Source organism: Rhodococcus koreensis, from assembly GCF_017068375.1.
GTDB classification, from domain to species: domain Bacteria; phylum Actinomycetota; class Actinomycetes; order Mycobacteriales; family Mycobacteriaceae; genus Rhodococcus_F; species Rhodococcus_F koreensis.
In genome coordinates this window covers 1,948,483-1,961,764 of sequence record NZ_CP070609.1, presented here as the reverse complement: position 1 = coordinate 1,961,764, position 13,282 = coordinate 1,948,483, and the positions used below count along the sequence as shown (strand labels likewise).

General features: G+C 69.1%; 8 protein-coding genes. All 8 read right to left on the bottom strand.

Going from position 1 to position 13,282, the window contains the following annotated elements; all coding sequences use genetic code 11:
• Positions 1-24: 24 nt before the first annotated feature.
• The gene (locus JWS14_RS09115; protein WP_206012947.1) at positions 25-1,794 is read right to left on the bottom strand and encodes a sulfite reductase subunit alpha; all 1,770 of its coding nucleotides are present in this window, start codon (positions 1,792-1,794) and stop codon (positions 25-27) included.
• A complete protein-coding gene (locus tag JWS14_RS09110) occupies positions 1,791-7,283 on the bottom strand; it encodes a glutamate synthase-related protein (RefSeq protein WP_206012945.1) in 5,493 nt (1,830 codons plus the stop codon). The genes JWS14_RS09115 and JWS14_RS09110 overlap by 4 nt, the downstream gene beginning before the upstream one ends.
• A gap of 407 nt (positions 7,284-7,690) precedes the next feature.
• A complete protein-coding gene (locus JWS14_RS09105; RefSeq protein ID WP_206012944.1) occupies positions 7,691-8,086 on the bottom strand; it encodes a nitroreductase/quinone reductase family protein in 396 nt (131 codons plus the stop codon).
• Positions 8,087-8,128: 42 nt separating this feature from the next.
• Positions 8,129-9,511 carry a dicarboxylate/amino acid:cation symporter gene (locus JWS14_RS09100; protein ID WP_206012943.1) on the bottom strand — a complete coding sequence of 461 codons (1,383 nt, stop codon included), beginning with the start codon at positions 9,509-9,511 and terminating at the stop codon, positions 8,129-8,131.
• A 191-nt stretch (positions 9,512-9,702) separates the two neighbouring features.
• The gene (locus JWS14_RS09095; RefSeq protein ID WP_206012942.1) at positions 9,703-10,689 is read right to left on the bottom strand and encodes an isopenicillin N synthase family dioxygenase; all 987 of its coding nucleotides are present in this window, start codon (positions 10,687-10,689) and stop codon (positions 9,703-9,705) included.
• A gap of 31 nt (positions 10,690-10,720) precedes the next feature.
• A complete protein-coding gene (locus JWS14_RS09090; RefSeq protein WP_206012941.1) occupies positions 10,721-11,209 on the bottom strand; it encodes a GNAT family N-acetyltransferase in 489 nt (162 codons plus the stop codon).
• Between the two features lie 179 nt (positions 11,210-11,388).
• Positions 11,389-12,882 (bottom strand): aldehyde dehydrogenase, encoded by a 1,494-nt coding sequence (locus tag JWS14_RS09085; RefSeq protein WP_206012940.1) that lies wholly within the window; start codon positions 12,880-12,882, stop codon positions 11,389-11,391.
• A 27-nt stretch (positions 12,883-12,909) separates the two neighbouring features.
• Complete coding sequence (locus JWS14_RS09080; protein ID WP_072944063.1) at positions 12,910-13,275, bottom strand: cupin domain-containing protein; 366 nt, start codon at positions 13,273-13,275, stop codon at positions 12,910-12,912.
• Between the last annotated feature and the right edge of the window lie 7 nt (positions 13,276-13,282).

Below are 13,282 nucleotides of genomic sequence, written 5' to 3'. Positions count from 1 at the left end.
CCTCGTGAGTTGCTGCCGACGTGGTCAATACACGTCGCGCAGGTAGCGCTTTTCCTTCTTGAGCTTGGTCACGTAGTCGGCGGCCTGCTCGGTGGAAAGGGTGCCATGGGTGGCGATCACGTCGTGCAGTGCCCGGTCGACGTCCTTCGCCATGCGGGTGGCGTCGCCGCACACGTAGAAGTGGCCGCCGTCCTCGAGCCAGGCGAACAACTCGGCGCCGTTCTCGATCATCCGGTTCTGCACGTAGATCTTCTCCGCCTGGTCGCGGGAGAAGGCGAGGTCGAGGCGGGTGAGCAGACCGCTGTCGCTCATCGCGGCGATCTCCTCCTCGTAGATGTAGTCCGACGCGCGGTGCTGGTCGCCGAAGAACAGCCAGTTGCGTCCCGACGCGCCCCGCGCCTGCCGCTCCTGCAGGAACGCGCGGAACGGCGCGATGCCGGTGCCCGGGCCGACCATGATCATCGGTGCGTCGTCGTCCGCGGGGACCCGGAACGACTTGTTCTTCGACACGAAGATCCCGCCGTTGCCGCCCTCGGCGATCCGATCGGCGAGGAAGGTAGAGCACACGCCGCCGCGGTCGCGTCCGGCCGAGCTGTGGCGGACGCTGGCGACGGTCAGGTGCACGCTGCCCGGGTTGGCCAGCGGGCTGGAGGAGATGGAGTACGCCCGGTGCTGCAACGGCTTCAGCAGTCCGACGAACTCGTCCGCCGTCAGCGTCACCGACGGTTCGAGGAGCAGCAGGTCGAGCACGTCCTTGCCCCACAACCACGCGTCGAGGGCTTCCTTGTCGCCGTGCCGCAGCACGTGACTCAGCTCCTCGTCGCCCGCCCGCTTCTCGATCTCGTCGATGAATTCGTGGCTCGGCGTGGAGATCTCGTACCCGTGCAGCAGCAGGTCGCTGAACGGCCGCTCCTTGCCGGTGACGGCGGCATCGGCCGGGATGCCCAGCCGTGCGACGAGGGCGTCGACGAGGGCGGGATCGTTGATCGGCATCACACCGAGCGCGTCACCGGCCTCGTAGTCGAGACCGCTGTCGGCGAGCGCGAACTCGTAGTGGCGGATCTCCTTCGCGGACGTGTCGCTCGACAGCCGCCGGTTCACGGACAGCGTGGAATTGTAGGGGTTCTTGCGGTTCCACTGCGACCGTGTGCGGGCCGGTTTCGTCACCGGCTCGGCGACGTCGGCGACGGCGGACTCGCCGCGAATGCCCTCGACGGCCGCGAACAGCGGCAGCGTGTCGGCGACCCACGCGGCGGCGGCGTCCTCGTAGTCGACGTCGCAGTCGACGCGCGGCGTCACACGGTGGGCCCCGAGCTGCTCGAGCCTGGTGTCGATCATCTTGCCCGCCTGGCAGTATCCGTCGTACCCGGTGTCGCCGAGCGCGAGGACCGCGAAGTCGGTGGTCTCGAGCCGCGGTGCGGTCTCGGCGGCCAGCGCCTGCCAGAACAGTTCGGCGTTGTCGGGCATCTCGCCCTCACCGTAGGTGGAGGTGACGACGAGGACGCGCTGCATCGCGGCGAGGGCGTCCGTGTCGACGTCGTCGAGGGCGCTCACCACCGGCGCGAAGCCGTGCGAACGTGCCGCGGCGGCAGCGTCTTCCGCGACACCCTCGGCGTTCCCGGTCTGGCTGCCGTACAGCACGTGCATGGCGGGCAGCTGCCCACCGGCCGCCGCGGCGGGCGCGTCGGAGCCGCCGGCGACCAGACGCGAACTCATTCCGGCGAGGAAGCCGGTGAGCCAGACGCGCTGGTCCTCGCTGAACGGGGCGTCCTGGGGGATGTAGGGCAATTTCATGAGGGCACCACGTCTCTCGTGGGGATCAGATCGGGGAGGGCGTGCTGCGCGAACAACTCCTCGAAACCGGGCAGCCGGCCGATCTTGTCGACGTTCTTCGCATCCTGGTGCAGGATCCAGCCGTACGTGCCGGGGGCGTCGATGGACCGGACGTTGCGGCGGCGCAGCGCATCCTTGTAGTCGGCGAGCCGCTTGGCCGCCACCATCACGGCCAGATCCTCGTCGCTGTAGTCCTTCAACGCTTCCCGTGCGTACCGCTGCAACCGCTGCATGAGGAAGAAGTCCTCGGTGAGCAGCAGGTTGCGGACGGCCTTGTCGACGGCCGGGTCGGACGGATCCGTGACACCGGGCAGCTTGGACAGCGCCATCTCCTGCGCCGCGTTCAGCACGGTGTAGTTGTTCAGCAGTGCGAACATCGCCTCGGTGTCGGCCTCGCCGTAGCCGGGCACGGCACCGTCCAGCACGGCGTGACCGTCCCGGTAGTCCAGCTTGAACTTGCGCACCTGGTGCCCGACCAGCGCGGCGGCGAGTTCGTCGGCCAGATCCTTGCGGGGCTTGGCCTTCAGGATCTCGTCGCTGTCCTGGTACTGCAGCAGCGCGCGCGGCATGCCGTACACGAAGTGGTGCTGCTCGGTCTCCCAGTTCGCCAGCAGCCACGCCGCCTTGGCGGAGCCGGTGGCCTCGAGGTGCCACCCGAGCAGCACGTGCACGGCCTGACGGTGCAGCGCGGCGTGCTCGTCGTCGCCGGTGATCGAACCGAGCAGGATCGAGTCGGCGCTGGCCTTGCCGGGCAGCTCGTTCTCGGGATCGTACTGGTAGACGAAGCCGCCGCTCATGCCGTTGCCGAGGCCCTTGCCGAAGCCGCCGAGGTTGAGCACGGCACCGTTGGTCATGTACTCGCAGGCGAAGTCGCCGACACCCTCGACGACCGCGGTGGCACCCGAATTGCGCACGGCGAAGCGGTCACCCGCCTGGCCCTCGACGAACGTGCGGCCACCGGTGGCGCCGAACAGCGCGAAGTTGCCGATCAGCACGTTGCCGCCGTGGCGGTCCGAACCGCCACCGGGGGAGCGCACGACGATGCTGCCGCCGTTCGCGCCCTTACCGACACCGTCGTTGGCGGTGCCGGTGTGGACCAGGGCCATGCCGTCGTTGCAGAACGCGCCGTACGACAGGCCCGCGGACCCGGACGTCGCGATCCGGACGCTGCCGTCGCGCAGGTAGCCGCGGCCGCGCTCGTCGCGGAGCACGGCGGGCAGCGCGACCTCGGTGAGCTCGTGATTGAGCATCCGCTCGATGTCGACCGCCAGCTGGGCGCCGACGCTCTTGTTGCGGTTGCTCAGGTGCACGCCGTCGCCGAGCTCGACGGTGGCCTCGCCCTGCTCGATCAGGGCGGCACGCAGCTGCACGAGCCAGCCGTCGTCGAGCGTGTAGTCCTTCTCCAGGTACACCGGATCGCCGATGGTGACCTCGTCGACCACGGCGAGCATCGCGCGCAGGTCGAGCTGGCCGACGCTGGACGGGTGGTCCAGGAGCTGCAGCAGATCCGAGCGTCCCCGGGCCTCGCGCAACGAAGACATACCCAGCTCGGCCAGCACCTCACGGGTCTCGTGCGCGATGTTGAGCAGGTACTGCGCCATCGCCCGCGGGTCACCGTCGAACAGCTCGGGATTGGTGGTCAGGCCGGCGGGGCACTTGATGTTGCAGTTCTTGGCCATGACGCACTTGAGCATCATCAGGGCGGTGGTGCCGAACTCGAAGCTGTCGGCGCCGAGCAACGCCGACTTCACCACGTCGCTCGCCGTCTGGTGCGCGCCGGAACAGCGGAGCAGCACCTTCTGCCGCAAACCGTTGGCGCACAACGCCTGATGGACCTCGGCGACGCCGATCTCCGCCGAACGTCCGGCGTACTTGAGGCTCGTCACCGCGGCGGCACCGGTGCCACCGGTGTTGCCGGCCACGTTGATGACGTCGGCTCCCGCCTTCGCGACACCCACCGCGATGGTGCCGATGCCCTCCGAGGACACGAGCTTGACGATGACGCGGACCCGCGCCGCCTTGCAGTCGTGGATCAGCTGCGCGAGGTCCTCGATCGAGTACGTGTCGTGATGTGGTGGGGGAGAGACGAGTTCGACGCCGGGGGTGCCGCCGCGCGCGGCCGCGATCTCGACGGTCACCTTGGGTGCGGGCAGCTGCCCGCCCTCGCCGGGCTTGGCGCCCTGCGCGATCTTGATCTCGAGTTCCTCGAGCATCGGGTCGGCGAGGTAGCCGGCCCACACACCGAAGCGGCCGGACGCGAACTGCTTGATCCGCGAGCCGCGGATGGTGCCGTAACGGGAGATGTGCTCGCCGCCCTCACCACTGTTCGACATGCCGCCGACCATGTTGGTGCCGTGCGCGACGGCCTCGTGCGCGTTGGAGTTCAGCGCGCCGTGGCTCATGGCGCCGGACGTGAGGAACGGGGTAATCTCGCTGGCCTTCTGCACCCGGTCGATCGGCAGGCTCGCCGGAGCGGTGCGCAGCAGCGACAGACATCGCAGCGCCTCACCGGACGTGCGCACCACGAGGGCGTCGCCGTCGACGCGGTGCTCGCGGAGGTCGTCGCCGAACCGCATCACCAGCGATTCGCCGAGCGCGACCAGCACTTCGGCCTCGCCCGCGTGCGGTCCGGTGAGCCGGAGCCGGAACTCGTCCTCGCCGATGGCCTCGGAGGCGAGTCCGCGCACCGCGAAGCTGTTGTTGCCCTTGCGGGAGAAGCGGCCCATCTGCTTGCGGAACTCCGCCGCCGTGGTGAGGAACGTGACGTCGGCGGGCAGATCCAGGACGTCGCGCAGCGCTGCGGGACGACGGGTCCGCTCGTCGGCCATCGTCCGCGCGAACGCACGGTAGCCGGGGGTGATCTCGAAGCGGTCGATCGCCTCGTGCGTCAGCTTCTGGAATCCGGCGTTGCGGTAGGCGTCGTCGTCGAGACCGAATGCGTCCTCGAGCCGGTTCAGCGGCAGCAGTCGCAGCGATTCCGTGTGGTCCTGCGTGCCCGCCGTGTCGAACGCGATCGGTTCCTCGGTGAGGTCGACGAAGCCGCGCACGGCCGCCGTGCCGTACGAGTGGCCTGCGCCCTCCGCGCGTTCCTTGAACAGGCCGAGCAGCGGGACGTCCTTCTCCCCGGTGACCGACAGCGCGCGCTGGTGCCAGTCCGCGACGGCCTGCGCGATGACGGCGAACCCGACACCGCCGACCGGCGTCTTCACGTTCGCGAAGTAGCGGCGCAGCACCCGATCGTCCGTGTCGAGGTAGTTCGGTTCGAAGAACTCGCCGCCGATGTAACTCTCGGCGGTGCACAGGCCGACCCGGCCCATCGTCTTCATCAGCGACTTCTCGGCGGCCTTCGCGAACCGCTTGAACGCCTGGTCGGCGTCGTCGGCGAACTTCTCCTCGGCGCGCAGACGGACGGCGAGGGGGTAGATCGCGGCGGCGCCGAAACCGAGGGCGGCGGCCACGTGGTGCGAGGACGAGATCTGACCGCTCTCGGCGACGACGGACACGCGCAGGCGCAGGCCCTCCTCGATCAGCCGCTGGTTGACCGCGGAGATCGCCACGATCATCGGCAGCGCGGCGCGGTCGGTGGCCACGTGACGGTCGGTGAGGATCGCGATGCCGCCCTGCTCGCGGGCGAACGCCTCCACCTCGTCGCAGAGCCCGTCGACCGCGGCCTCGAGCGCCGCCGCGTTGGCGGCCGGGTCACCGTGCACCGGGGTGTACAGCATCGGGAATCGCTGCACCGGCGTCTCGGACTGCTTGCGGATCCGCAGCATGTCCATGTGGGTGAGGATCGGCGAGGGCACCACGATCTGCGGGGCCGACTGCGCGCCACTGTTCGGCTTGGCGCCCAGCGCGACGCGCAGCGTCATGCCGTCGGCCTCACGGATGCTGTCCAGCGACGGGTTGGTCACCTGCGCGAAACGCTGCGAGAAGTACTTGGCGACACCACCCTCCTGATCGGAGAGCGCGTTGATGGCGTTGCCGTAGCCCATCGCGGAGATCTTCTCCTGACCCGACGCGAGCATCGGGTCCATCATGAACTTGAAGCTTTCCTGGTTGTGCGAGTACGCGACGTAGCGCTGGGTGCGCTCCAGGTCGCCGTTGTAGCGCAACGGACCCGGCTCGGCCTCGACCTCGGGCAGCGCCTCGATGGTCCGGCGCGCTTCCGCGACGAGCGTCGGGTAGTCGTTGCGGGCGGCGAGCAGTTCGAGTGCTTCGTCGGTGGAGTATGCGCGGCCCACGCGGTGGTCGAAGTACAGCATGCCGCCGGCCTCGATGCGTCCACGGTGCAGCACGGTGGCGGGGTCGAAGTCGATCTGCCCGGCCTCCGACGTGACGCACAGGTACTCGTCCGTCTCCACCGAACGCAGCGGACGCAGACCGAGCCGGTCGAGCCGGGCGCCGACGACGGTGCCGTCGCCGAAGATCAGCGCGGCCGGGCCGTCGTTCTTCTCCTCGTACAGCGAGAAGTACTCGAGCATCGCCCGCACCTCGGGTGACAGCGTGGAATCGTTCTCCCACGCCGGCGGCATCATCGACACGACCGCGGTCACCAGGTCGAGACCGTCCTCCACGACGCGGCTCTGCAGCGTCTGGTCGAGGCGACAACTGTCGGACTGACCGTGCGGACGGACGATTTCCCGGTTGCGGGCACGGGCCAGCGCCGTCTCGGACAGGCGGTTCTTCTTGTCGGTGTTGAGCTCACCGTTGTGCGCCATCAGACGGAACGGCTGCGCCATCGTCGGATGCGGGTCGGTGTTGGTGGAGAACCGGGTGTGGAAGTACAGCGTGTGGATGGCGTGCGCCGGGTCGACGAGGTCCTGGAAGTAGGGCATCACCTCGTTCGAGTTGAGGCGGCCCTTGAGCACCTGCGTGCGCGCGCTGAGCGACAGCGGGTACAGCCCGGCCAGATCCGGCTGGGTGTACGCGACGGCCTCGATCGCGAGGAGGGCGTCGTGGATGCGGCGGTCGAACTCGGTCTCGTCGGCGCACGCGTCGGGCGCGGTGAACACCCACTGCCGGATCGGCAGCTGGTGCCGGATCGCGGCGGGCCGGAGCACGGTGGCGTCGACGGGCACGTCGCGCTCGAGCAGCACCCGGAACCCCTGCTCGGCGAGAGCCCGCTCGATGACGGCCTCCGCGTCGCCGTGGAACGCGACGTCGGTGGGGAGGAAGAAGTTGCCGACCCCGAAGCGGCCCGCCTCGAGGTCGCCGTCACCGGTCAGGGCCCGGAAGTATGGCACCGACAGGTCGACGCACACGCCGGCGCCGTCGCCGACACCCTCCGCCGACATGCCACCGCGGTGAGGAACGGCACACAGGGCCTCGTGGCCCCGGAGGAGGACGTCGTGGGTCTGAATGCCGTCCTTGCGGGTAATGAAGCCCACGCCGCAGCTGCTCTTGTCGAGCGTCCTGTCGTACAGGCCGGACTCGGTGGCACTCGTGTTCAACCGACTGTCTCCTCGCGATACTCGCCGAATAGGGGTCCGTGCTGGGCGCACGGGTGGCGTCGGCGAGAGGATCACGGCAGAGAACCGGCCCCGTACCGATGCGCCGGTGAGGCAGACGTCGTTGTCTGAAATGCGGACTTTGGCATGTCCACGCGAAACCGCAGATTAGCGGAGGCTAAGTCCGATCTGCAAGCTGCTCGATTCGAGCGCGACGAGCGGTAGCAAATCCGCGCCCGGCGTGGAGGCCGAACGCGTAGTTGCGAACATCACACCTGGCCAGGCCGCAAAACGTGCATACCCGAACGGCCGTTCGGACTGACTGGTCCGTAGATGCACAGCGAGTGGCCGGACGCGGGCGCCATTGCGTCCGCGGATGGCAATTCGGTGGGCGTGTGCGGGGTCGGATCTCAGTCGGTGAGATCGATCCGGACCGTCAGGAGGTCGGTACCGACCGCGCGGACGGCGGTGCTGTTCATCCGGGGCAGCTGGGCCAGCCGCGCCCTCGTGTCGTCGTCGGGCAGCAGTGTCGCCGTGCCGGTATGCCACCGGCCGTGGATCCGCAGGCGAACGGCATTGTTCGCACGGATGTTGCGGATGTAGTTCGACTTCTCCCCGAACTCGGACACCAGCCAGAACTCGGCGCCTGTGCGCCGGCCGCCGATGGGCGTGACGCGGGGCTGCCCGCTCACCCGGCCGGTGGTCTCGAGGAGGGTCTGGCTCGACAGCCGCGCGGTGAGCGGGTTGGCGACGTGCCGCTGGAATTGCATGACGATCCGTCGTTTGATCGTGCTGAGGTCGGCCATGACGAGAGCCTTCCACGGGGGAAGGCTCTCGTCGAGCGTTCGCTACGCGGCGACGACCGTGTCGTCGTCCTGGAACGGGTCGCCGGTGCGCTCGGCGTTGTAGCGGGCTTCGTCGAGGATGCCCTCCCGCTTGGCGACGATGGTGGGGACGAGCGCCTGGCCGGTGACGTTCACCGCGGTGCGGCCCATGTCGACGATCGGCTCGACCGCGAGCAGCAGGCCGACACCGGCGAGGGGAAGCCCCAGCGTCGACAGCGTGAGCGTCAGCATGACCGTGGCTCCGGTGGTGCCCGCGGTGGCGGCGGAACCGATGACCGACACGACGATGATCAGGAGGTAGTCGGTGAACGACAAAGGCGCACCGTAGAACTCGGCGACGAAGATCGCTGCGATCGCGGGATAGATCGCGGCGCAGCCGTCCATCTTGGTGGTCGACCCGAGCGGCACGGCGAACGACGCGTACTCGCGGGGGACGCCGAGATTGCGTTCGGTGACCCGCTCGGTGAGGGGCAGGGTGCCGATCGACGACCGCGACACGAAGCCGAGTTGTGTTGCGGGCCACACGCCGGAGTAGAAGGCGCGCACCGACAGTCCGTGCGCGCGGATCAGGACGGGGTAGACGACGAAGAACACGATGGCCAGGCCGACGTACACGGCGGCGGTGAACCAGCCGAGCGAGCCGATGGCGTCCCAGCCGTACGTGGCGACGGCGTTCGCGATCAGTGCCGCGGTCCCGATCGGTGCGAGACGGATGATCCACCACAGCACCTTCTGCACGATGGCGAGGAGCGATGCGTTGAACTGCAGGAACGGTTCGGCTTTCGCTCCGACCTTCAGGGCGGCGATGCCGATCGCGGCCGCGACGACGAGCAGTTGCAGCACGTTGAAGCTCAGCGACGTGCTGGCCGCGCCCTCGGCGACGGTGGTCTTCGCGTTCAGTCCGAGGAAGTTGCTGGGGACCAGTCCGGTGACGAACGCCCACCACGAACCGGTGGTGCCGGGCGCCTTTTCGGTGGCGGCGCTGACGCCGGTGCGGGCTCCGGGCTGGGTGATCGACCCGACGACGATCCCGATGATCACGGCGATGAACGCGGTGATCGCGAACCACAGCAGTGTCTGGACGGCGAGGCGGGCGGCGTTGGCCACCTCACGCAGGTTGGCGATCGAGCTGACGATGGCCGTGAACACCAGCGGGATCACCGCGACGGTAAGCAGTTTCACGTAACTGGAGCCGATGGTGTGGACGGTTCCGACGAGCCAGTTCTCGTTGCCGTCGGCGGCGACGGGCATGGCGCGGGCGACGAGTCCGAGGATGACGCCGACAACGAGACCGGTGACGATCTGGGGGCCGAACGAGGTGGCCCACTGGGGGAGACGGCGTCGAGAGGTGGTCTCGGCGCGCGTGGACAGCGCGGAACTGGGCATGGGTGTGCCTTTCGCGTGGGGCCGTGGAACGTCGCCCGGTGGGGCGGATACGGCGGGAGAGAGTCCTGAGTGGAGAGGTGCGTCAGCGCGAGCGCGGACAGATCGCGCTCGCCTGCAGGCGGAGGTCGACGTAGCGCCGAGAGGTCAGGAACAACACTGCGGGAACAATACTCCCGGTGGCGGCGGGCGTTTTACTCCGGTTCCGCCTCGCCCGGATACCAGCGCGCGTAGACGTCGGGGTGCGCGCGGGTGCGGCTCTTCCACGCGTTCTCGCCGTACGTGTTGTAGAGCGGGTTCGACGGGTCGTCCTCGATTCCGCGGGCTCGCGCGGCGAGATTCGGTGGCAGGGTGATCACCGGGACCGTGGCGTCGAGAGCGGGATTGAGGAAGTACGGGACCGACAATCGCTCGGGCGCACCGGCGGGCGTGAGCACCCGATGCCGGGTGGCCCGGAGGTAGCCACCGGTCGCGACCTCGAGCAGTTCGCCGATGTTCACGACGAACGAACCCGCCCGCGCGGGCGCGTCGATCCAGTCGCTGTCCTCGGTTTCCACCTGGAGTCCTGACGACCCGGGTTCGAGGAGCAGCATCGTCAGTACGCCCGAATCCTTGTGGGCGCCGACACCCTGCTCGCCGGTGTGGTCGGCGCTCGGGCGTTCCGGATAGCGGACGACCTTGATCAGTGTGGCGGGGGCGTGCGCGAAGGCGTCGTCGAAGATTGCCGGATCGGCGTCGAGTGACGCGGCCCAGTGCCGCAGCAGCCGCATCCCGACGTCGGCGAGCGCGGCGTCGAGGGCCTCGATCGTCTTCTCCAGGTCGGGGAGATCCGCGGGCCACTGATTGGGACCCTGCAGCCGCAGGTAGCCGGCGGCACCGGGGATCGGCTGCCGTTCGGGCCCGATGTCGATCTGTTCCCGCCAGTCGGTCTCACCGTTGGTCAGTTCGCCGCCCACCCGGTTGTAGCCGCGGAAATGGGGACTGTTCAGCATCGCGATCGACTGCTTGGCGTCGTCGGTCAGGGCGAAGAACTCCCGCGCGACGGTGAACACCCGGTCGAGGAGTGCCCGGTCCACGCCGTGCCCGTCGAGGTAGAAGAACCCGACGTGATGGGTGATCTCCCGCAGCCGTTCCCGCCCGGCCGGGGTGTCCAGTTCGGCGAGGTCGATGACGGGGAGCATTCCTCCACGGTATCGCCGGGCGGTCGCGGTGTCAGGTGTCCCGGCGGCGCTCGAGCAGGACGCTGTCGTGCCAGGTGCCGTCGATCTGCGCGAGTCGCTCCCGCACCCCGACCGTCCGGTAGCCGACCGCGTGGTGCAGGGCGATCGACCCGGTGTTGACCGCCAGCACCGAGGCCTGCAGCGTCCACAGTCCCGCGAAGTCGGCCTCGTCGAGGAGCCGCCGCATCAGTGCGGTGCCGACGCCTTCCCCGCGGAACTCCCTGGCGGTGTACACGGAATTCTCGGCGACCCCGCGGAAGCACCGCCGCGAGGATATGGGGGAGAGGGCGGCCCACCCGGCCACCGTCCCCGACACCTCGGCCACCCACCGGTGCCCGTCGAGCCAGCGTGTGTCCAGCTCCGACCTGGTCGGGGTCACCGTCTCGAACGTGGCCCGTCGCGTCGCGATCCCCTCGGAGTAGATCCGGAGCACCGCCTCCCAGTCGGCCGCGGCGAGCCGGCGTACCGTGATCGCCTCCATCGTGGAGGTGTTGCCATGAAGTGCTGTGGCACAACGCAATCGCGGATCTGGTTCCGGAGGGACGAGGGCGAACATGGCGCCAGCTTAGCGGCTCGACGGGCCGGTGTGGGGTGCCACGTTTCGGGGCGAATGTACCTCCGGGCGCCTCGGGTGCGCCGACGGGTACATTCGCCCGCGCGTCACCGCAGCCGGATCCACGTCGTCTTCAGTCCGGTGTACTTGTCCATCGCGTGCAGGGAGAGGTCGCGGCCGAACCCGGACTGTTTGAACCCGCCGAACGGGGTCTGCGCGCTGATGGCGTCGACGGTGTTGACCGAGACGGTTCCCGCCCGCAGCGCGGAGGAGACGCGGTGGGCCCGGTTCAGGTTTTCCGTCCACACCGACGCCGCCAGCCCGTAGATGCTGTCATTGGCCATGCGGATGGCGTCGGACTCGTCGGTGAACGTCTGGACGGTGAGGACCGGTCCGAACACCTCCTGCGTCACGACCTCGGCGGTCGGGGCGACGTCGCCGAGGATCGTCGGTTCGACGAAGCAACCCCGGCCGTCGACGGTGGTCCGGTTGCCGCCCAGCAACACCCGGCTGTCGGGGCGGGCGCGTTCGATGAAACCGGCGACCGTCCGGGTGTGCTTCTCGTCGACGATGGCACCCAGCGTGGACCCGGGGTCGAGCGGGTTGCCCGGCCGGATCGACGACGCCCGGCGGACGAGTGCGTCGGTGACCTGCTCGGCGACCGACTCCTGCACCAGCAACCGGGAGTTGGCGGAGCACACCGCCCCCTGGTTGTAGAAGGCGCCGAACACGGCCTTCTCCACGGCCTCGTCGAGATCGGCGTCGGCGAACACGAGATTCGGGCTCTTGCCGCCGCATTCGAGCCAGACCTGCTTCAGATTCGAGTCCGCCGCGTAGCGGAGGAACCTCTTCCCGGTCTCGGTGGAGCCGGTGAAGGCGACGACGTCGACGTCGGGATGCAGGCCCAGCGCCGCCCCGGCGGTGGCGCCGAGCCCCGGGACGACGCTCAGGACGCCGTCGGGCAGCCCCGCCTCGGTCGCGAGTTCGGCCAGTCGCAGCACCGACAGCGGGGCCTGCTCGGCGGGTTTGAGGACGACGCTGTTGCCCGCTGCGAGGGCCGGCGCCAGCTTCCACACCGCCAGATCGAGCGGAAAGTTCCACGGCACCACGGCGGCGACGACACCGAGCGGTTCGCGGGAGACGAGCGCGAGACTTCCCGGATCGGTGGGCGCGATCTCCCCGCCGATCTTGTCGAGAGCCTCGGCGTAGAACGTGAAAAGTGCGGCGGCCGAGGGGACGTCGACGGTCAGCGCCTCCACCACGAGCTTGCCCATGTCGAGGGAGTCGAGCAGGGCGAGCTCGTGGCGGTGCTCGAGGATCAGCTCGGCGAGCCTGAGCAGGACCCGTTTGCGGTGGGACGCCGGGCTGCGCGACCAGATGCCCGAGTCGAACGCCTCCCTCGCGGACCGGACCGCCGCGTCGACGTCGGGGGCGTCCGCGGCGGACACCCGGGCGAGCAGTTCACCGGTCGCCGGGTTGATCGAATCGAACGTCTCGTCCGATTTCGCGGGACGGAACGCGCCGTCGACGAACAGTTCGCGGCGCGGCGTGATTGCCGCGGCGAGTGCTGTCCAGTCGTCGAGTGTGGTCGGATCAGGCATCGTCATCCTCGTGCTCGAAAGTGATGGTCAGGGAACGTAGATGGCGAACTGCTTGAGCAGCGGTTCGTCGACGCGGTACTCCCCGCGCCACCCCTTGGTCAGGGTGAACGCGTCGCCGGGGCCGAAGGTGTGGGCGACCCCGTCGTCCGCCGTCAAGGTCACGGAGCCCTCCAGGACCCGGGTGTATTCGTCGCCCGGGTAGGACTCGATGAACTCGCGATAGGGCTCGGCGCGCCACGAGCCGACGGTGAACTTCTCGTCGCCGCTGCTCAGGTGGACCATTTCGTGTTCTTGCGGATCGCCCGCCCGGAGCGTCTCCGCGGTGACGTAGGCGCTGGGGGTCATCGCCGCGACGTTCTCGGCGTCGGTGGGGATCGGGTGTACTGCGGTCATGGCGGTG

Bases quoted from the DNA above. Each gene is read 5' to 3' on its own strand.
- JWS14_RS09100 (WP_206012943.1), bottom strand. From the start codon at position 9,511: ATGCCCAGTTCCGCGCTGTCCACGCGCGCCGAGACCACCTCTCGACGC.
- JWS14_RS09090 (WP_206012941.1), bottom strand. From the start codon at position 11,209: ATGGAGGCGATCACGGTACGCCGGCTCGCCGCGGCCGACTGGGAGGCG.
- JWS14_RS09080 (WP_072944063.1), bottom strand. From the start codon at position 13,275: ATGACCGCAGTACACCCGATCCCCACCGACGCCGAGAACGTCGCGGCG.
- JWS14_RS09095 (WP_206012942.1), bottom strand. From the start codon at position 10,689: ATGCTCCCCGTCATCGACCTCGCCGAACTGGACACCCCGGCCGGGCGG.
- JWS14_RS09105 (WP_206012944.1), bottom strand. From the start codon at position 8,086: ATGGCCGACCTCAGCACGATCAAACGACGGATCGTCATGCAATTCCAG.
- JWS14_RS09115 (WP_206012947.1), bottom strand. From the start codon at position 1,794: ATGAAATTGCCCTACATCCCCCAGGACGCCCCGTTCAGCGAGGACCAG.
- JWS14_RS09085 (WP_206012940.1), bottom strand. From the start codon at position 12,882: ATGCCTGATCCGACCACACTCGACGACTGGACAGCACTCGCCGCGGCA.